Source organism: Micromonospora wenchangensis (genome assembly GCF_002210435.1).
Classification (GTDB): domain Bacteria; phylum Actinomycetota; class Actinomycetes; order Mycobacteriales; family Micromonosporaceae; genus Micromonospora; species Micromonospora wenchangensis.
Genome location: NZ_MZMV01000019.1, coordinates 95,136 through 114,167, shown reverse-complemented (window position 1 = coordinate 114,167; position 19,032 = coordinate 95,136). Strand labels below are relative to the sequence as shown.

Annotated in this window: 15 protein-coding genes and 1 pseudogene; 8 read left to right on the top strand and 8 right to left on the bottom strand. The window is 72.3% G+C overall.

The features are described 5' to 3' along the window. Positions 1-126 precede the first annotated feature (126 nt). From B5D80_RS13930 to B5D80_RS13905, 6 genes are all read right to left on the bottom strand, one after another. A complete protein-coding gene (locus tag B5D80_RS13930) occupies positions 127-1,194 on the bottom strand; it encodes a succinate dehydrogenase/fumarate reductase iron-sulfur subunit (protein ID WP_088644277.1) in 1,068 nt (355 codons plus the stop codon). Further along, a complete protein-coding gene (locus tag B5D80_RS13925) occupies positions 1,194-3,107 on the bottom strand; it encodes a fumarate reductase/succinate dehydrogenase flavoprotein subunit (RefSeq protein ID WP_088644276.1) in 1,914 nt (637 codons plus the stop codon). The genes B5D80_RS13930 and B5D80_RS13925 overlap by 1 nt, the downstream gene beginning before the upstream one ends. Before the next feature lie 13 nt (positions 3,108-3,120). Next, a complete protein-coding gene (locus tag B5D80_RS13920; RefSeq protein ID WP_088644275.1) occupies positions 3,121-3,927 on the bottom strand; it encodes a hypothetical protein in 807 nt (268 codons plus the stop codon). Positions 3,928-4,198: 271 nt separating this feature from the next. Further along, positions 4,199-5,641 carry a TldD/PmbA family protein gene (locus B5D80_RS13915; protein ID WP_088644274.1) on the bottom strand — a complete coding sequence of 481 codons (1,443 nt, stop codon included), beginning with the start codon at positions 5,639-5,641 and terminating at the stop codon, positions 4,199-4,201. After that, the gene (locus B5D80_RS13910; protein ID WP_088644273.1) at positions 5,638-7,074 is read right to left on the bottom strand and encodes a TldD/PmbA family protein; all 1,437 of its coding nucleotides are present in this window, start codon (positions 7,072-7,074) and stop codon (positions 5,638-5,640) included. The genes B5D80_RS13915 and B5D80_RS13910 overlap by 4 nt, the downstream gene beginning before the upstream one ends. 32 nt (positions 7,075-7,106) lie before the next feature. Then, positions 7,107-7,655 (bottom strand): Uma2 family endonuclease, encoded by a 549-nt coding sequence (locus B5D80_RS13905; RefSeq protein WP_088644272.1) that lies wholly within the window; start codon positions 7,653-7,655, stop codon positions 7,107-7,109. A gap of 315 nt (positions 7,656-7,970) precedes the next feature. Here B5D80_RS13905 and B5D80_RS13900 point away from each other — a divergent pair, with 315 nt between their 5' ends. The 6 genes and pseudogenes from B5D80_RS13900 to B5D80_RS33355 form a co-directional block, all read left to right on the top strand. Next, entirely contained in the window at positions 7,971-9,014 is a 1,044-nt protein-coding gene (locus B5D80_RS13900) for an ABC transporter ATP-binding protein (RefSeq protein ID WP_169733057.1), read from the top strand. Then, positions 9,011-10,069, top strand: a complete 1,059-nt coding sequence (locus B5D80_RS13895) for an ABC transporter ATP-binding protein (protein ID WP_245854551.1) — start codon at positions 9,011-9,013, stop codon at positions 10,067-10,069. The genes B5D80_RS13900 and B5D80_RS13895 overlap by 4 nt, the downstream gene beginning before the upstream one ends. Then, positions 10,066-11,070: an ABC transporter permease gene (locus B5D80_RS13890; RefSeq protein ID WP_088644270.1), complete on the top strand. Its 1,005-nt coding sequence runs from the start codon at positions 10,066-10,068 to the stop codon at positions 11,068-11,070. Before B5D80_RS13895 ends, B5D80_RS13890 begins: the two co-directional genes overlap by 4 nt. 12 nt (positions 11,071-11,082) lie before the next feature. Continuing rightward, on the top strand, positions 11,083-12,069 hold the full coding sequence (locus B5D80_RS13885) for an ABC transporter permease (RefSeq protein ID WP_088644269.1): 987 nt from the start codon (positions 11,083-11,085) through the stop codon (positions 12,067-12,069). A 119-nt stretch (positions 12,070-12,188) separates the two neighbouring features. Further along, positions 12,189-13,931, top strand: a complete 1,743-nt coding sequence (locus B5D80_RS13880) for an ABC transporter substrate-binding protein (protein ID WP_088644268.1) — start codon at positions 12,189-12,191, stop codon at positions 13,929-13,931. A 2-nt stretch (positions 13,932-13,933) separates the two neighbouring features. Beyond that, positions 13,934-14,059, top strand: a pseudogene (locus tag B5D80_RS33355) (type II toxin-antitoxin system RelE family toxin); the annotation flags it as partial. A 249-nt stretch (positions 14,060-14,308) separates the two neighbouring features. Here B5D80_RS33355 and B5D80_RS13875 read toward each other — a convergent pair. Beyond that, positions 14,309-14,740: a DUF5980 family protein gene (locus B5D80_RS13875; protein WP_144081660.1), complete on the bottom strand. Its 432-nt coding sequence runs from the start codon at positions 14,738-14,740 to the stop codon at positions 14,309-14,311. Positions 14,741-14,953: 213 nt separating this feature from the next. Between B5D80_RS13875 and B5D80_RS13870 the strand changes: the two genes are divergently transcribed. Then, on the top strand, positions 14,954-15,718 hold the full coding sequence (locus B5D80_RS13870) for a class I SAM-dependent methyltransferase (RefSeq protein ID WP_088644288.1): 765 nt from the start codon (positions 14,954-14,956) through the stop codon (positions 15,716-15,718). Positions 15,719-15,783: 65 nt separating this feature from the next. Here B5D80_RS13870 and B5D80_RS13865 read toward each other — a convergent pair whose 3' ends face one another. Beyond that, positions 15,784-17,928 (bottom strand): S9 family peptidase, encoded by a 2,145-nt coding sequence (locus B5D80_RS13865; protein ID WP_088644266.1) that lies wholly within the window; start codon positions 17,926-17,928, stop codon positions 15,784-15,786. Positions 17,929-18,014: 86 nt separating this feature from the next. Between B5D80_RS13865 and mshB the strand changes: the two genes are divergently transcribed. Next, entirely contained in the window at positions 18,015-19,025 is a 1,011-nt protein-coding gene (mshB, locus tag B5D80_RS13860; RefSeq protein ID WP_088644265.1) for an N-acetyl-1-D-myo-inositol-2-amino-2-deoxy-alpha-D-glucopyranoside deacetylase, read from the top strand. Positions 19,026-19,032 lie beyond the last annotated feature (7 nt).

Genomic DNA, 19,032 nt, shown 5'->3' with positions numbered 1-19,032 from the left:
CCCCGTCGACCTCGTCGTGCCCGCTGCGGCGCGCGTCGCGCCGCAACGGTGCCGGCCCCGTACCGGTCCGGTGCCGTTCGTGCGGTCCGGTGCCCGTCAGGCCGGTTCAGTGCCAGTCGTGCCGGTTCAGTGCTTCTCGTCCTGGCTCGGGTGGGCGAAGTTGAGGTGCTCCGGCGGCAGCGGGAAGGTGACGTCGTCACCGAACGGCGACGGGGCCGCCGCCCGGTCGAAGGTCAACTCCGTCAGCGGGAGCTTGCCCCGGTCGTCGACCGCCGGCATGGTCGGGTGCGGGACCTCGCGGTGCCAGTTCACGCCCTGCTGCGCCTGGGCCTCTGCGGCCGGGTCGCCGGAACCGCCGGCGTGCGAGTGGACTCCGGCCTGACGGGCGCCGCTGTGCACCACGGACCCCTTTCCCCCGCTGTTCGCGGTGCTCTGGGGCGTCTCGCCCCGACGGAAGATCTTGCTACCGAGCCATACCAGGGGATCGTACCTGCGGTCGACGACCCGTTCCTTCATGGGGATGATCCCGTTGTCGGTGATCTTGATGTGCTCGGGGCAGACCTCGGTGCAGCACTTGGTGATGTTGCAGAAGCCGAGTCCCTGCTCCTGCTGCGCGTACTGCTTGCGGTCGGTCTTCGCGTCCAGCGGGTGCATGTCCAGCTCGGCGGCCCGGATGAAGAACCGGGGGCCGGAGAAGGCCGGCTTGTTCTCCTCGTGGTCGCGGATCACGTGGCACACGTTCTGGCACAGGAAGCACTCGATGCACTTGCGGAACTCCTGCGAGCGTTCCACGTCGACCTGCTGCATCCGGTACTCGCCCGGGGCCAGGTCGGCCGGCGGGGCGAAAGCCGGCGTCTCCCTGGCCTTCTCGTAGTTGAACGAGACGTCCGTGACCAGGTCCCGGATCACCGGGAAGGTGCGCAGCGGGGTGACCGTGACGGTCTCGGACTCCTCGAACGTCGACATCCGGGTCATGCAGCTCAGCCGGGGCTTGCCGTTGATCTCCATCGAGCACGAGCCGCACTTGCCGGCCTTGCAGTTCCACCGGCAGGCCAGATCGGGCGCGTCGGTGGCCTGGAGCCGGTGGATGACGTCGAGGACGACCTCGCCCTCGTTCACCTCGACCGAGTAGTCCTGGAGGTCACCGCCGGTCTCGTCGCCCCGCCAGATGCGGAACTCCCGCTTGCTTCCCATCAGTTCGCCTCCTCGGTGAGGGCGTCGAAGTCGGCCAGCTCCTCGTCGGTCAGGTACTTGGCCAGCTCGGTACGGTCGAAGAGGCCGATCAGCTCGGCCCGCATCTTCGGCAATGGCTTGTGCTCCAGCCGGACGGTGTCACCGTCGAGCGCGCAGACCAGGTTGACCCGACGCCACTTCGGGTCCATGGTCGGGAAGTCCTCCCGGGTGTGCCCGCCGCGCGACTCCTGCCGCTCCAGCGCCGCCTTCGCGGTGCACTCCGAGACGACCAGCATGTTGCGCAGGTCCAGCGCCAGGTGCCAGCCCGGGTTGTAGCGCCGGCCGCCGACCGCGCTCACCTTCGCCACCCGCTCGCGCAGCTCGGCCAGCCGGCGCAGGGCGTCGACCAGCTCGCCCTCCCGGCGGATGATTCCTACCAGATCGCCCATCACCGCCTGGAGGTCCTGCTGGAGGGTGTAGGGGCTCTCCCCGGTGTCCCGCTGCAACGGCGCCAGCGCCGTCTCCACGGCGGTCTCCACCGCGCTCACCGGCACCTTCGGCCGCGAGGTCAACTGATCGGTGTACGACGCCGCGTGCCCGCCCGCCCGCTTGCCGAAGACCAGCAGGTCGGACAGGGAGTTGCCGCCCAGCCGGTTGGAGCCGTGCATGCCACCGGAAACCTCACCGGCGGCGAACAGCCCCTGCACGGTGCCGTACGCGGCCCCCGAGTCCGGGTCCACCTCCACGCCGCCCATCACGTAGTGGCAGGTCGGCCCGACCTCCATCGGCTCGGCCGTGATGTCGACGTCGGCCAGCTCCTTGAACTGGTGGTACATCGACGGCAGCCGGCGACGGATCTCCTCGGCCGAACGCCGGGAGGCGATGTCCAGGTAGACGCCGCCGGCCGGCGTACCCCGACCGGCCTTGACCTCGCTGTTGATCGCGCGGGCGACCTCGTCGCGGGGCAGCAGCTCCGGCGGACGCCGGTTGTTGTCCGGGTCGGTGTACCAGCGGTCCGCCTCCTCCTCGGTCTCCGCGTACTGCTTGCGGAAGACGTCGGGGACGTAGTCGAACATGAACCGCTTGCCGTCGGAGTTCTTCAGCACGCCGCCGTCGCCCCGGACCGACTCGGTGACCAGGATGCCCTTCACCGAGGGCGGCCAGACCATGCCGGTCGGGTGGAACTGGAGGAACTCCATGTTGATCAGGGTGGCCCCGGCGCGCAGCGCCAGCGCGTGCCCGTCCCCGGTGTACTCCCACGAGTTCGAGGTGACCTTGTAGGACCGGCCGACGCCGCCGGTGGCCAGCACCACCGCCGGGGCCTCGAACAGGATGAACTCGCCGGACTCCCGGTAGTAGCCGAACGCGCCGGCCACCCGGTCCCCGTCGAGCAGCAGCTCGGTGATCGTGGTCTCGGAGAACACCTTGATCCGGGCCTCGTAGTCGCCGAGGTCGCGCTTGTCCTCCTGCTGGAGGGAGACGATCTTCTGCTGGAGGGTGCGGATCAGCTCCAGGCCGGTACGGTCACCGACGTGCGCCAGCCGGGGGTACTCGTGCCCGCCGAAGTTGCGCTGGGAGATCTTGCCGTCCTTCGTCCGGTCGAAGAGCGCCCCGTACGTCTCCAGTTCCCAGATCCGCTGCGGCGACTCCTTCGCGTGCAGCTCGGCCATCCGGAAGTTGTTGAGGAACTTGCCGCCGCGCATGGTGTCGCGGAAGTGCACCTGCCAGTTGTCCCGGCTGTTCACGTTCCCCATCGCGGCCGCCGCGCCGCCCTCGGCCATCACGGTGTGCGCCTTGCCGAAGAGCGACTTGGAGATGATCGCGGTCTTCTTGCCGGCGAGCCGGGCCTCGATCGCCGCGCGCAGGCCGGCGCCGCCGGCCCCGATCACGACGACGTCGTAGTGGTGTCGTTCGATGCGAGTGGTAGTGGTCATGTCGCCGCGCCCTCTAGTTGATGAACCGCAGGTCGCTGAACCAGCCGGCGGCGATGGCCATCACGTAGAAGTCGGTGAAGGCCAGCGTGCCGAGGGTGATCCAGGCGAGCTGCATGTGCCGGGTGTTCAGCTTGGACACGAACGTCCAGGCCCGGTACCGCACCGGGTGCGCGGAGAAGTGCTTGAGCCGCCCGCCGATGATGTGCCGGCAGGAGTGGCAGGAGATGGTGTACGCCCACAGCATCACCACGTTGCCCAGCAGGATGATGTTGCCCAGCCCGAAGCCGAAGCCCTCCGGCGAGTGGAAGGCCAGGACCGCGTCCCAGGTGTTGATCAGCGAGATGATCGCGGCGGCGTAGAAGAAGTAGCGGTGCAGGTTCTGCCCGAGCAGCGGGAACCGGGTCTCCCCGGAGTAGGACTTGTGCCCGTCCGGCACCGCGCAGGCCGGCGGCGACAACCAGAACGACCGGTAGTACGCCTTGCGGTAGTAGTAGCAGGTCAACCGGAACAGCAGCAGGAACGGCAGGGTCAGCGCCGCGTCCGGGATGATCCACCAGCCGGGCAGGAAGCTGCCGAAGTGCGAGGAGCCCTCGACACACCGGTCGGTCACACAGGGGGAGTAGAACGGCGTCAGGTAGTGGTACTGGTCCACCCAGTACCACTTGTGCATGAACACCCGGACGGTCGCGTACGCCACCCAGGCGCTGAGCCCGACGACGGTGATCAGGGGGGCGAACCACCAGCGGTCGGTCCGCAACGTCTTCGCCGCGATGGCGGCGCGCGCCCGCGCCCCCCGCGGCTTCGTTGCCGTTGATGTCATTCGAGTCGTCTTCCTGACGGGACGGGCCCTCGCGGGCGGCGGTTCTCGTTCCGTGCCGGTCAGTGGACCGGCCGGACCGTGTCCACTGCCGCGTCGTGCGCAAGCAGGCGACCACGCCGGGACATCGGCGCAGCTAAGTGACACACGTTACGCCGATCATCACGGTCGGGCCGCGCAACGCAGTGTCCCGTGTGTCCCGCACCTTGGAAAGACCCGGGCCGTAACCAGTTTTCCGCAGGTGTCAGGTGGCCCGCGTGCGCTGCGGCACCCGTCAGCCCGACGCGCCGCCGGTGAAGTTCCACGAGGCCAGCCGCAGTGGCGGCCCCTCCCACCAGCCGCCGTCGAGCCGGTCCGGCTGCCGGACCGGCCGCCGGCCGAGGCCGAGCACCGCCCCCGGCCCCAACGCCCGGGGGTACGCCTCGGTGAACCGGAAGTTCCGCACCGCCCGCACCGGCACGCCGTCCTCGACCAGCCACACCCCGTTGCGGGTCAACCCGGTGATCACCAGGCTCTTCGGGTCGAGCACCCGGGTGTACCAGAAGTCGCTGACCAGCAGCCCCCGGGCCATCGGCGCAACCAGCGCGGCGGTGTCCGCGTCCGCCACCGCCCCCGCGACCGGGCCGCCCCCGCTCCCCGGGCCCGCCGCGCCGCCGCCCGGACCCCCGCCGGCCGTCGCCGGGCCCGCGCCGGCCATCCGGAGATTGCGGGGGATCGGGCCGAAGGTCGCGCCGCCCGGCGCCCCGTGACCGGTCGACGCCGTGCCCGCACCGGCGGCGCTGCGCCGGTCGTGGGCAACCGCGCGGGTGGTGCCCGCCTCGACCAGGGTCAGCGCCGCACGCGGGGTGCCCTCCAGGTCGAACGGCATCGCCCCGCCGTACGTCGGGTCGTCGACCAGGGTCACCGCCGGATCGAACTGGGCGGTGCCGGGGCGGGCGAACGACTGGCCCTCGACGTGCCGCTTGCCGTTGAAGCCGTACCAGGCGAGATTCTGCAACAGGTCGGCCACGGCGGCCGGTTCGAGGACCACCTCGTACCGGCCCGGGGGCAGCTCGACCGGGTCGGCGGCGGCCCGTGCCTTCGCCGCCGCCCGGACCCCCAGGACCGAGCCGTCCACCTCGTCGAGGCGGCCGGCGCAGAGCCGGGCCACCCCGTCCGCGCCGGCCGTGCGGGCGATGCCGTCCATCGCCGCCTCGGTGGTGCGCCCCTGCGCCGCCTGGCCGGCCGAGTTGGCGAACGCCCCCGACCGGTAGGAGGTGCGGCAGTACCCGGCCGCCTCCAACCCGCCCACCGCGTCGACGAAGGCCCGGACCCGCTCGGCGCGGGCCGCCGGCTCGGCGTAGGCGGTCGCCTCGTCGAGCAGGCCGTTGGAACGCACCGCCGACGGTGGGGTCAGCCCCGGCCAGGCCGGGTCGGGCGGGCAGAGCCGGGCCGCGGCGAGGGTCCGCCCGACCAGGGCCCGCAGCCCGTCCGGGTCGACCAGGCTGCCGCCCCCGGCGGCCGTCCGACCGTCGACGTGCACCCGCAGCCGGACCGTCACCTGTGACTCGGCGACGTTCTGGTGGATGAACGAGTTGGCGAACCGGGTCAACGCCAGATCGTGCCGGACGACGGTGACCTCGGCCTCGGCGGTCGGACCGGCGACCTCGTGCACCAGCTCCACCACCCGGGCGGCGACGTCCAGCTCGGTCGCCCCGGTTTCCCGCAGGCCGGTCATGCCCGCACCCCCACCCGGACGCCCCGGAACCGGGCCGGCGCGGCCGGATGCCCGGTGTGCCCGATCTGGCCGGGCTGACCCTTGCCGCAGTTCGGGGTGCCCCACGGGACGATCTCGGAGGAGAGCATGTCCATCGACCGCCAGAACAGCGGACCGATGCCGGTGTAGGTGGGGTTGCGCAGCATCCGGCCACGCCGGCCGTTACGCACCTCCCAGGCGATCTCGCAGCCGAACTGGAAGTTCAGCCGCCGGTCGTCGATCGACCAGGACCGGTTGACGTCCATCAGCACCCCGTCGTCGGTGGCCGCGATGATCTCGTCGAGGGTGTGCGGACCGGGTTCCAGGCCCACGTTGGTCATCCGCACCATCGGCAGCCGGGCCCAGCCGTCGGCCCGTACGCTGCCGCCGTAACCGAGGCCGGCGACGGCGGCCGAGTCCCGGCCGGCGAGCACCCCGACCCAGCGGCCCTCGCGTACCGCGTCGCGTTTGACCGCCGGGGAGCCCTCGTCGTCGAAGCCGAAGCTGCCCAGCGCGCCGGGGATCGTCGGGTCGATGGTGACGTTCATCAGCTCGGAGCCGTAGCGCAGCGACCCGAGCCGGGCCAGGTCGAGCCACGAGGTGCCGGCGAAGGCGGCCTCCCAGCCGAGGATGCGGTCCAGCTCGATGGCGTGCCCGACCGACTCGTGGATCTGCAACGCGAGCTGCTCGTCGCCCAGGATCAGGTCGGTCTCGCCGGCCGGGCACTCCGGCGCGGTGAGCAGCGCCCGGGACTCGTCGGCGATCCGGGCGGCGTGCTCGGTCAGGTCGAGCGACTCGACCAGCTCCCACCCGGTGGTGCCGTACTGGCCCCGGTAGCTCGGCCAGGAGCGGCGCTGGGTCTCGTGCTCGCCGATCGAGGTGGCCGAGATGCCGCCGCCGCACTCGCGGATGTGCTGGTCGATGCGGTGCCCCTCGCTGGAGACGAACCACTTGCGGGTGTCCCAGACCTGGTAGAGCCCCTGGGCCAGGTCGGCCCCCTGCCCGCGCGCCGCCTCGGTGGCCCGGACCAGCAGGTCACCCTTGTCGGACAGCGGCACGCCGAGCGGATCGACCGCGCAGTCGGACGCCCAGCTCGCCACCACCGGCTCGGCCGGGGTCAGTGTGATCGGCGGGCCGGCCACCCGGGCGCTCGCGGCGGCCACCTCCGCGGCCCGCCGGCCGGCCGCGCGGGCCGCCGCGTCGGACAGCTCGGGTACGGCGTGGAAGCCCCACCCCGACCCGACCAGCGCGCGTACGCCCAGGCCGAGGCTCTCGTCCTGGGTCAGTTCCTCGATCGCGCCGTTGCGCGCGGACATCGACTCGTAGCGCAGGTGCATCACCCGGGCGTCGGCATACCGGGCACCTGCGTCGAGAGCGGCCTGTACGGCTGCGGCCGCCGCGTCGAACTCGGTCATGGACCGACCCTAGGCCAGTCCACCGACATCCGTCAGGGCACCAGATCCTCGGGCCGGATCGTGGCCCGCACCGGCTCGAGTAGGCGCAGGGCCTCGCCCCGTTTGGTGGCGGAGTGTTCCGTGTAGTGGCGTCCCCGCCGACGGTAGAGGCGTAGCGCGCCGGTCTTCTGCTCCACCAGCAGATACCACCCGATGCCGGCGGCCGCGTAGTAGTGCATCTTGAGGACCTTGTCGGTGGACGCGTTGCTCGGCGAGATGATCTCGCAGACGAGGTGCACCTCGTCCGCCTCGATCATCGGCTCGTCCAGATTCACGGGGTCGGTGATGACGAGGTCGGGGATGGGGATGCGGCCGGGGCGAAGTCGGACGTTCACCGCCTCCAGCAGTTCCAGACCGGCCTGCTCGGCCGCCGGTTCGAGTATGTTGCCCAGTTTGCGCGAGATGCGCTGGTGGCGGGGGGTGGGGGCTGGGGTCACGTGGAGGCTCCCGTCGAAGAGTTCGACGCGTTGAGATGTCTCGTCGAGGGAGAGGTACTCCTCTTCGGTCCACGGTCCGTCGTGGCCGAACACCGCTGCGGTCATGGTCGGTCACCTCCACCTCGTGTCGTCCGGCATCCTCCGTCGGGCACCAGGGCCATGCTCGCACCCCTGGTGCGACCGGCGGGCGACGACACCGCACGACGACGCGGACCGCGACGGTCCGGGCCGGTTCGGACGGGGCGGTCGAGGGTGCGCGGCGGGGTCATCGACTCGCTACGCTGTGGTCCGGCGCCAGCTCGCTGTCCGTAGCTTATTTTCAGCCTCGGCTGTTTGTTGTAGGTTCCCTACAACCCGAGGGAGGCGGTCGTGGACAGTCCGCAAGCAGCGCCACCCGGCCCGCCGGACGCCGGCCCGGCCGTGCCGGAGCCGCGCGGTGGCGACGACCCGTACCTGCGGGTGGACGACCTGCGGGTACGGTTCGACACGGCCGACGGCGTGGTACGCGCGGTCGACGGGGTGTCCTTCACCGTGCCGCGCGGCCGGACGCTCGGCGTCGTCGGCGAGTCGGGCTCCGGCAAGAGCGTCACCGCGCTGGCCGTGCTCGGCCTGCACGACCCCCGACGCGGCACCGTCACCGGCACGATCAGCGTCGGCGGGCGGCAACTCGTCGGCCTTCCCGAGGACCGGGTACGCCGGCTGCGTGGCCGGGACGTGGCGATGATCTTCCAGGACCCGCTGTCCGCGCTGCACCCCTACTACAGCGTGGGGCGGCAGATCGCCGAGGCGTACCGGGTGCACCATCCCCGGGCGGGACGGCGGGCGGCGCGGGCCCGTGCGGTGGACATGCTCGACCGGGTGGGCATCCCGCAGCCGGCCCGCCGCTACGACCAGTACCCGCACGAGTTCTCCGGCGGGATGCGGCAGCGGGCGATGATCGCGATGGCGCTGGTCAACGACCCGGCCCTGGTCATCGCCGACGAGCCGACCACCGCGCTGGACGTGACGGTGCAGGCCCAGATCCTCGACCTGCTCGCCGACCTCCAGGCCGAGTTCCGCACCGCGATCGTGCTGATCACCCACGATCTGGGGGTGGTCGCCCAGGTCGCCGACGACGTGCTGGTCATGTACGCCGGGCGGGTGGTCGAGCGGGGGAGCGTGACGCAGGTGCTCCGCCGGCCGCAGCACCCGTACACCTGGGGGTTGCTCTCCAGCGTGCCGTCGCTGCACGGCGACCCGGACGCGGACCTGGTGCCCATCCCGGGCAACCCGCCCTCGCTGATCGACCTGCCGGCCGGCTGCGCGTTCCACCCCCGCTGCCGGTACGCCGGCGACCGCTCCCGCGCCGAGGTGCCGCAGCTCGTCCCGGCCGGCGCGGACGGCCACCTGGTCGCCTGTCACCTGCCCACCGACGACCGCGCCCGCCTGGCCACAGTGCCCCTGGGCGAGAGGCGGCTGCCATGAGCGAGGCCGAGCCGTTGCTGCGGGTGCGGGGGTTGACCAAGCACTTCCCGGTCCGGACCGGCCTGTGGTCCCGGGGGCTGGTGCGGGCGGTGGACGGGCTGGACTTCGACGTGCGGCCCGGCGAGACGTTGGGCCTGGTGGGGGAGTCCGGCTGCGGCAAGAGCACCACCGGCCGGATGCTGGTCCGGCTGCTGGAGCCGACCGCCGGGACGATCGAGTTCGCCGGCCGGGACATCACCCACGCCCGTCGGCGTGAGCTGCGTCCGCTACGGCAGGACCTCCAGATCATCTTCCAGGACCCGTACGCCTCGCTGAACCCCCGGCACACCGTCGGGCGGATCGTGGCGATGCCGTTGCAGGTCAACGGGATCGACCCGCCCGGCGGGGTGAAGGCGCGGGTCCGCGAGCTGCTGGAGCTGGTCGGGCTGAACCCGGAGCACTACAACCGCTACCCGCACGAGTTCTCCGGCGGGCAGCGGCAGCGGGTCGGGATCGCCCGCGCGCTGGCCCTGCGGCCGAAGCTGATCGTCGCCGACGAGCCGGTCTCCGCCCTCGACGTCTCGATCCAGGCGCAGGTGGTGAACCTGCTGCGGGACCTGCAACGCGACCTCGGCCTGGCGTTCGTGTTCATCGCGCACGACCTGGCCGTGGTGCGGCACTTCTGCCAACGGGTCGCGGTGATGTACCTGGGCCGGATCGTCGAGATCGGCGACCGGGACGACATCTACCGGCGGCCCCGGCACCCGTACACCCGGGCGCTGCTGTCGGCGGTCCCGGAGGTGACCGCGCCGGGTGGGGCGGGGCGGACCAGGCTGACCGGGGACGTGCCCACGCCGCTGGACCCGCCGTCGGGCTGCCGGTTCCGGACCCGGTGTCCCCGGGCGCGGGACGTCTGCGCCCGCGAGGAACCGCCGCTGGTGGTCGACGGCGACCGCCGGCACGCCACCGCCTGCCACTTCCCGGAGACCGGACCACCGCCGGCCGGGCCGGGCGGTGCCGTGGCGGCTGCCGGCGCGGATCGGGCCGGCGGCGACGCCGAGGAGGTGGCGACATGAGTGTGTCCCCGGTCGACCCGGCGACGCTGGCCGAGGCCGAGGCCGCGACGGGTGGCGACCGGCCCGGTCCCGGCTTCGTCGGGCGCTCGCCCGGCCAACTCGCCTGGGCCCGGCTGCGCCGGGACCGCACCGGACTGGTCAGCGGCGGGATGCTGGTCTTCTTCGTGCTGGTGGCGCTCGCCGTGCCGCTGATCGAGTGGGCGTACGGGATCGGTCCCCGGGAGCAGTTCCAGTCCCGGCTGGACGGGTTCGGGATGCCGCTCGGCTACGCCGGCGGGGTGACCGGGGAACACTGGTTCGGACTGGAGCCGGCGCTGGGCCGGGACATCTTCATCCGGATGGTGCACGGGCTGCGTACCTCGCTGTTCATCGCCTTCGCGGCGGCGGTGACCACGGCGGCGATCGGTGTCGTGCTGGGCACCGTCGCCGGCTACCTGGGCGGCTGGCTGGACGCGGTGGTCAACTGGGTCACCGACCTGACCCTGGCGATGCCGTTCCTGATCATCGCGCTGGCGTTGACGCCCACCATCGCGCTGCGCTTCTACGGCCAGCGGGAGGAGGTGCCGGCCGCCTTCCAGATCGGGGTGCTGATCGCCATCTTCGCGCTGTTCGGCTGGACGAGCACCGCCCGGCTGGTACGCGGGCAGGTGATCGCGCTGCGCGAGCGGGAGTTCGTGGAGGCGGCGCGGGCCAGCGGCGCGGGGCTGGGGCACATGCTGTTCCGGCAACTGCTGCCGAACCTCTGGGCGCCGATCCTGGTGTCGTTCTCGCTGGCGGTGCCGGCGTACATCACCAGCGAGGCGGCGCTGTCGTTCATCGGGGTCGGGCTGACCGACGCCACCCCGAGCTTCGGCCGGATGATCTACCGCAGCCTGGACTACCTCCAGACCGACCCGGCGTACGTCTTCTTCCCCGGCATCACGATCTTCGCGCTCGTGTTCGCCTTCAACCTCTTCGGCGACGCGCTGCGCGACGCGCTCGACCCGAAGTCGTCCCGGTAGGAGGGCCCGGCGATGGCGCGGTTCCTGGTCAAGCGGCTCTTCTCGGCGGCGTTGACGCTCTTCGCGGTGAGCGTGCTCAGCTTCCTGATGTTCTTCGCCCTGCCCCGCGACCCGGTCACCGGCATGTGTCCCAAGAACTGCAACCCGGAGCGGCTGGAGCGGGTCCGGCAGGAGTTGGGCCTGCGTGACCCGCTGATCAGCCAGTACGCCGGCTACATGAAGGGCATCGTGACCGGCCGGGATCTCGGCAGCGCCCAGGGCGGCAGGTGCGACGCACCCTGCCTGGGCTGGTCGTACGTGTCCAACGAGGCGGTCTCGGACACCATCGCCCGGGTGCTGCCGGTGACGTTGAGCATCGTCGTCCCGGCGGCGGTGCTGTGGCTGCTGCTCGGGGTGGGCCTGGGCATGGTCTCGGCGCTGCGCCGGGGCACCTGGCTGGACCGGGCGGCGATCGGCTTCTCGCTGGCCGGGGCGTCGTTGCAGCTCTACTTCGTGGGGGCGGTGCTGCTGCTGGTGTTCGTCTACACGCTGCACTGGCTGCCGGTGCCGAGCTACACGCCGTTGTCCGACGACCCGCTGCGGTGGGCCGGCGGGCTGGTGCTGGCCTGGCTGGCGCTGGCGTTCCTGTTCTCCGCGATCTACGCCCGGCTGTCCCGGGCGCAGATGCTGGAGACGCTGTCGGAGGACTTCGTGCGCACCGCGCGGGCCAAGGGTCTGTCCAGACGCACGGTGTACGGGCGGCACGCGCTTCGCGCGGCGATCACGCCGGTGGTGACGATCGCCGGCCTGGACGTCGGCGGCGCGCTCGGCGGCACGGTGATCACCGAGACGACCTTCGGCCTGGGCGGCATGGGGCGTACGGCGGTCGACGCGGTACGCGCCGGTGACCTGCCCACCATCATGGCGACCGTGCTGATCGCGGCGGTCTTCGTGGTGCTGGCGAACGTGCTGGTGGATCTGCTGTACGCGGCGATCGACCCCCGGGTGCGGTTGCGCTGACCGGCCCGTCGGGCGGCGGAAGTTACCGGAACCTGCTAAACAGTCCGAAGTTTTTCTTCTTGACGATCCCCGGACGTCGGCGGTCACCGCCGCCGGCGACCGGGTGGAGGAGGTAGGAGATGCGACCACGCGCAGCAGCCGCCATGGGCGGGGCGATCGCCCTGGTGGTGGCGTTGGGGGCCTGCTCGGAGAACACGGGCGAGGGCACCACCGTGGACACCGACCGGCAGCAGACCGGGGTGATCGCCACCGACCCGAAGGACTCCCAGGGCCCCGCCGCCGAGGTCGACGGGGCGACCCGGGGCGGCACCTTCACCATCATCCGGGAGACTCCTATCTCCCACCTGGACCCGCAGCGGACGTACTCGTTCGCCGGTCTGATGGCCAACCCGCTGTTCGCCCGCTACCTGACCACCTGGAAGGACGACGGCAACGGTGGCCTGGTCCTGGTCGGTGACCTGGCGCAGAACCCGGGCAACAACGTGAACAGCGACTGCCGCGTCTGGGAGTTCACCATCAAGGACGGGGTGAAGTTCGAGGACGGCAGCCCGATCACGTCCAAAGAGATCGCGTACGGCATCGCCCGCTCCTTCGACCCCGACCTGACCGGCGGCCCCACCTACCTCCAGGAGTGGCTCGCCGACACCCCGCAGTACGACACGAAGTGGGACTTCAAGAAGAACAAGACGTCGCTGCCGCCGGGGCTGACCACCCCGGACGCCAAGACGCTGCGGTTCGAGTTCGCCAGGCCCCGCTGCGACCTGCCGTTCGCGGTCTCGCTGCCGACCACCGCGCCGCTGCGGCCGGACCAGGACACCGGCGTCAACCTGGACCAGCGGCCGTTCTCCTCCGGGCCGTACAAGATCGCCAAGAACCAGGCCGGGGTGCAGCTCACCCTGGACCGCAACCCGCACTGGGACGCCGCCACCGACCCGGTCCGCCACCAGTACCCGGACCAGTTCGTCTGGACCTTCGGGCCGACCGCCGACGCGGCCGTCAACCGGGTGATCGCCGACAACGGCGCCGACCAGAGCGCGCTGGCCTGGAACTACGTGCCGGCCTCGCTGGTCGCCCGGGTCGCCCAGGACCGGGGCCTCAAGTCGCGCAGCATCCTGTCGCCGACGCCGAGCGCCAACCAGCTCGTCATCAACAACCAGCGGGTCACCGACCTCGCCGTCCGCCGGGCGCTCAACTACGCCATCGACCGCGACGGGCTGGTCAAGGCGCTCGGCGGGCAGACCGTCGCCCAGCCGATGACCACCCTGATGCCGCCGTCCACCATCGGCTACCAGGCGTACGACGCCTACCCGGCCGGCGCCAACGGCGACGTCGACAAGGCCAAGGAACTGCTCGCCGGCAAGACCCCGGAGCTGGTCCTCGGGGTGGCCGACAACACCACCGAGCAGCAGATGGGCACCCAGCTCAAGGCCAACCTGGAACGCGCCGGGTTCAGGATCACGCTGCGGAACATCCCGGACGACGCGAAACTCGACGAGGTCAAGAAGAAGAACAACCCGTGGGACCTCTACATCGGCAACTGGGCCGCCGACTGGCCCAGCGGCGCGTCGATCCTGCCGGTGCTCTACGACGGCCGCACCATCAGGGCCGAGGGCAACAGCAACCAGGCGTACTTCAACGACCCGGCGGTCAACGCCGAGATCGACCGCATCCAGGCCATGCCCCCGGCCGACCAGGGCCCCGAGTGGGGCAAGCTCGACCGGCGGATCATGACCGAGTACGCCCCGGTGGTGCCGCTCTTCGTGGACGTGGCCTACACGGTGCACGGCTCGAAGGTGGGCGGGGTGTTCATCTCCAGCGTCTTCGGCTACCCCTCGTTCGTCAACGCCCACGTCAAGCAGTGACGTCACACTGCGGGCTGCTCCGAATCCGCGTCGGCAACCATCGCATCGGCTACACGGTCCGCGATCAGGAGTTGATCGCCCTCGTGGTCCACCTCGGTCACCGCAGCGACGTCTACGACACGCTCTGACCGCAGCGCCTACCCGGGCGGGGTGTCGTAGCTCCCGCAGCCCCGTCCCGGCCCTGGTGATCAAGAGGTTTGCGTCACGTTCCTGGCCGCACGTTGACGCAAACCTCTTGATCACCGGGGCGGGCTGGGTGGGCGACGGGGTGGGTGGGGTGGGTGGGGGCTCTTGGGGTGATGTACTGCATCCGGCCGTTCGGATACCGCTATGGCGGGGAGGTTGAGTCGATCAAGGAAGGCAAGGAGGGTGGGGGCTCAGCAGGAGGACTGGATGTCGAGGGTGACGGGGACGCTCTGGGTGACGGTGCCGTCCGAGGCTTGCAGGAGTGGGACGTAGTGGCCGATCGGGGCGCTGTGCAGGCGGAACGCGGCCAGGATCTGCACGACGTGGCCGTCCCCGGACCCGGGCGGGGTGCTCTGCGGGCTGTAGACCTCGGTGCCGGCGGGCATCCCGGTGTAGCCGGCGGTGATCGTCGTCGTCCACGTGCCGTCGAGGACGACGAAGAAGTACAGGGCGCGCGGGTCGTCGGGGGTGGCGCAGATCCGCTGGGGCAGGTCCGTCAGGGTCCAGGTCGACGAGGTGACCGGGGCGGGCGACGCCGTGGCCGGGCTGCCGCCGGCGAGGGCGAGCAGCATCGCGGCCAGTAGGGGTGCGGTGATCCGGCGGGCGGTGCGGGGGAACTTCATCATCGGCTCCTTACCTGTCCGGCATGACGCGGTCGCCGACCAGGGTGACAGGGCGATTTCAGAGGGTTCTGAGAAGAACGTCGGAATAAGCCGTCACCGTCGCCCGTCACCCCGCGGCCGAAGGCCGGGCCGGCGTCGCGCCACCCGCGCCGACCGTCAGGCAGAGACGCAAATCGATTGACCGCCGGTCGGCCGGTCGGGAGAGTGCAGGGCATGGACCCGACGTCGCGCGCCAACCGGACCGCGTGGGAACTGGCCCACCAGGAGCGGGTCTGGGCCAACGACCAGATGACGGCCGAGGCGGCGGCCGGCGTCACGCTCGTCCCCAGCGAACGTGCGCTGCTGCGCGACATCCTGGCGACCCGACCGCTGGTGGTCCACCCGCAGAGCGGCAACGGTCAGGACGACGTCGCCCTGGTCGACGCCGGCGCCCGGATGGTGATCGGCGTCGACTACAGCGGGCACGCGATCCACGGCGCGCGGGGGCGTGCCGACGCCCTCGGTGCCGCCTGTCACTACCTGCTCGGGACGGTTCCCGGAGTGCCGCTGCGCGACGGCTGCGTCGACCTCGTCTACACCGGCAAGGGCGCGCTGATCTGGATGCCCGACATCGACGCCTGGGCCGCGGAGATGGCCCGACTGCTGCGCCCCGGCGGCCACCTGTTCGTCCACGACGGTCACCCGGCCACCGACCTGTGGACCTGGGACCTGGACGAACCGCGCATCCGACCCGACCGCAGCTACTTCGGCCGCTCGTTCGTCTGCCCCGACGACAGTTTCCCGGCCCACGGGGCGGTGATGTGGCAGTGGACGCTCGGCCGGATCGTCACCGCCGTGGTCACCGCCGGCCTGGAGATCCGGCAGCTCGACGAGTACGCGGAGCCGTTCTGGCGGATGGGCGACGTCGACGCGGCGGCCTTCCGGGGCCGCCTGCCGAACGCGTTCGCCCTGCTGGCCCGCCGCCCCACCGCCGGCTGACCCGCCCGGCCGGCGATCCAGCCCGGTCGGCGGCCCGGCGACCCCCGACCCGGTCCGGCGACGGCTCAGCCCAGGTGGGTACGGAGGAAGTCGAGTTCCAGGCGGAGCAGGCGTTCGGACAGCCCCCCGGCCGCCATGTGGGTGGCCCCGGTCAGCGGCAGCACCGCGTGCGGCCGGCCGGTCGACAGCAGCGCCGCCGACAGCCGCAGCGTGTGCGCGGCGACCACGTTGTCGTCGACCATGCCGTGCACCAGCAGCAGCGGCCGGGCCGGCTCGCCGGGATGCAGCGGCTCCGCCGCCAGCTCCACCAGCGAGTGGTGCCCGTACACGTCGATGCCGTCGTCGGGCAGGCCGAGGTAGCGCTCGGTGTACGCGGTGTCGTACAGCGCCCAGTCGCTGACCGGGGCACCGGCGATGCCGCACCGGAACAGCTCCGGATGGCGCAGCACCGCCAGCCCGGCCAGCCAGCCGCCGAACGACCACCCCCGGATCGCCACCCGCGCAAGGTCCAGGTCGGGGTGCTTGCCGGCGAGCGCGGTCAACGCGTCCACCTGGTCGGTCAGGATCACGTCGGCCACCCGCCGGTGGATCGCCTTCTCGAACGACGGCGCGACGCCAGGCGTACCCCGGTTGTCGATGGTGACCACGGCGAACCCGGAGTCCGCCCACCACTGCCGTTCCAGCCAGGCCGACCGGGCGGCCACCACCTCCTGGTGGCCGGGGCCGCCGTAGACGTCCAGCAGCACCGGCAACCGGGTGCCCTTGACGTGCTCCGACGGGTAGAGCACCGCCGTCGGTAACCGCCTGTCGGTCACCCGGACCAGCATCGGCCGGGGCGCCGACGACGGGGTGGCGGCCAGCGACCGCAGCCGGGCCACCTCCCCGTCGCCGCGCCACACCGACCAGGTCGTCCCCGCGTCGTCAAGCGAGGCGGTCCCGACCACCAGGGTGTCCCCACCGACCGCCGCCGTGTGCCAGCCGGGGGTGCTGCTCATCCGGCGGGCGTCCACGCCACCGCCGATCACCGTACGGACCCGGTACAGGTGCCGTTGGCTCGGTTCGCCCTCGCTCGCCTCCACCAGCAGGTCGGCCGGGCCGGGGCCGGATGGCAGCCGGCCCACCACCCGCCGCACGTACAGCGAGGGCGGGGTGAGCAGGGTGCCGTCGGCGAACAGGCAGCGGGCGTCGTACCCGTCGTGGGCCAGTTCGCCGCCGACCAGCACCCGGCCGTCGGGCAGGTGCGCCGGGGTGCCGGGGATCGGCTCCACCCAACGCGGGTCGGCCAGCTCGGCGTGCACCTGCGTCTCCCCGGTACGCGGGTCCACCGCCAGCACCAGGCCGTGCTGCTGCGACCGGCGCAGCACGGTGATCAGCGGGTTGCCGTCGGCCCAGTCGACCGAGGCCAGGTACGGGTAGGTCTCCCGGTCCCAGTGCACGTCGACCCAGCCGTCGTCCAGGTCGAGCAGGTGCAGGCTGACCTCCGCGTTCGGCCCACCCGCCCGGGGGTACGCGACGGTGGTCGGCGGGGTCGCCGGGTCCGCCGGGTCGTGCAGGTGCCAGCGGGGCAGCCGGGACTCGTCGACCCGGGCGGCGAGCACCATCCGCCCGTCCGGGGCCCACCAGTAGCCCCGGAACCTGCCGAACTCCTCCGCCGCCACGTGCTCGGCGAGCCCCCAGGTCACCCCGCCGTCCTCGCCGGCCAGCAGGGAGTCGGTGCCGTCCGGGGCGACCACCCGCAGCTCGCCCCGGCGTACCCCGTCGGCGGCGTCGGTCACGTACGCCACCCGCTGACCGGTCGGGTCGGGGCGGGGGTCGACCACCGGCCCGACGGTGGTCACCTCGATCACGTCGCCGTGCACCAGGTCGGCCCGGAACAACCGGCCGGCCAGCGCGAACACCGCCACCCGGCCCGCGCCGTCCAGGGCGTACGAGCCGATGCCGGCGGCGGTGAGCCGGCGGCGTTCACGCAACGCCCGCTCGCCGGGGGCCAGCGCCGTCGGGTCGGCGTCCTCGCCGAGCAGCACGGCCGGGTCGGCGATCAGTCGTTCCTCGGCGGAGGCGGTCTCCAGCGCCCAGAGCGCGTCGGCCGGGTCTTCCGGGCCGCCCGAGCGGAGGAAGACCACCCGGGAACCGTCGTCGGCCACGGAAACGGCGCGCGGCGCCCCGTGGCTGAACCGACGGGTACGGGCGGCCAGCTCGGGAAAGTCCACAACCCGGATCGTAGAGCCGGGCCGGGCGTGATGTGGCCGACCTGCCTGGACGCGTACGCCCCGGGGCCCGGGGACCGCCGGTTAGAGTGACGGTCGTGACGACGCTGCCCGACCGACGCCTGCTGCTGGTCCACGCGCACCCCGACGACGAGTCCATCGGCACCGGGTCGACGATGGCGCACTACGCCGCCGCCGGGGCCCACGTCACGCTGGTGACCTGCACCCTCGGCGAGGAGGGCGAGATCCACGTGCCGGCGCTGGCGCAGCTCGCCGCCGCCGAGGCCGACCAGCTCGGCGGGTTCCGGATCGGTGAGCTGGCCGCCGCCTGCGCCGCGCTCGGCGTCACCGACCACCGGTTCCTCGGCGGCGCGGGCCGCTACCGGGACTCGGGGATGATGGGCATGCCCACCAACGGGCACCCGCGGGCGTTCTGGGCGGCCGACCTCGACGAGGCCGCCGGGCTGCTCCTGGAGGTGATCCGGGAGATCCGCCCGCAGGTCATGGTCACCTACGACCCGAACGGCTTCTACGGGCACCCGGACCACATCCAGGCGCACCGGGTGGCGATGCGCGCGCACGAGCTGGCCGGCGCGGAGGGCATCGCCCCGGCCAAGGTCTACTGGACGGCGATGCCGCGCAGCGTCCTGGAGGCCGGGATGAGCCACTTCACCGAGTCGGCGGACAACCCCTTCGCCGCCATCGACAGCGTCGACGACCTGCCGTTCGGTACCCCCGACGACCAGATCGCCGCCCGGATCGACGGCACCGACCAGCACGCCGCCAAGGAGGCGGCGATGCGGGCGCACGCCACCCAGATCCCGGCCAACTCCTGGCTGTACGCGATCGCCGGCAACTTCGGCGCGGAGTTCATGGGCGTGGAGTACTTCACCCTGGCGGTGGGGGAGCCCGGCCCGGGGGACGGTCCGTACGGTTGGGAGAGCGACCTGTTCGCCGGGATCGACCCGGACCCGGCGGACCTGTCGGGCGGTCGACCCGATCCGTCGGCCGGGCGACCGGTGGCGTCGGCGCGCCGGCCGGAGCGGGACGCCCCGGCGGGTGACGCGTCGGCGGCCACGGCGACGGCCGGGCTCCGGTGACCCTGCC

Bases quoted from the DNA above. Each gene is read 5' to 3' on its own strand.
- B5D80_RS13925 (WP_088644276.1), bottom strand. From the start codon at position 3,107: ATGACCACTACCACTCGCATCGAACGACACCACTACGACGTCGTCGTG.
- B5D80_RS13885 (WP_088644269.1), top strand. From the start codon at position 11,083: ATGGCGCGGTTCCTGGTCAAGCGGCTCTTCTCGGCGGCGTTGACGCTC.
- B5D80_RS13880 (WP_088644268.1), top strand. From the start codon at position 12,189: ATGCGACCACGCGCAGCAGCCGCCATGGGCGGGGCGATCGCCCTGGTG.
- B5D80_RS13895 (WP_245854551.1), top strand. From the start codon at position 9,011: ATGAGCGAGGCCGAGCCGTTGCTGCGGGTGCGGGGGTTGACCAAGCAC.
- B5D80_RS13890 (WP_088644270.1), top strand. From the start codon at position 10,066: ATGAGTGTGTCCCCGGTCGACCCGGCGACGCTGGCCGAGGCCGAGGCC.
- B5D80_RS13915 (WP_088644274.1), bottom strand. From the start codon at position 5,641: ATGACCGGCCTGCGGGAAACCGGGGCGACCGAGCTGGACGTCGCCGCC.
- B5D80_RS13920 (WP_088644275.1), bottom strand. From the start codon at position 3,927: ATGACATCAACGGCAACGAAGCCGCGGGGGGCGCGGGCGCGCGCCGCC.
- B5D80_RS13870 (WP_088644288.1), top strand. From the start codon at position 14,954: ATGGACCCGACGTCGCGCGCCAACCGGACCGCGTGGGAACTGGCCCAC.
- B5D80_RS13875 (WP_144081660.1), bottom strand. From the start codon at position 14,740: ATGAAGTTCCCCCGCACCGCCCGCCGGATCACCGCACCCCTACTGGCC.
- B5D80_RS13905 (WP_088644272.1), bottom strand. From the start codon at position 7,655: ATGACCGCAGCGGTGTTCGGCCACGACGGACCGTGGACCGAAGAGGAG.
- B5D80_RS13930 (WP_088644277.1), bottom strand. From the start codon at position 1,194: ATGGGAAGCAAGCGGGAGTTCCGCATCTGGCGGGGCGACGAGACCGGC.
- B5D80_RS13910 (WP_088644273.1), bottom strand. From the start codon at position 7,074: ATGACCGAGTTCGACGCGGCGGCCGCAGCCGTACAGGCCGCTCTCGAC.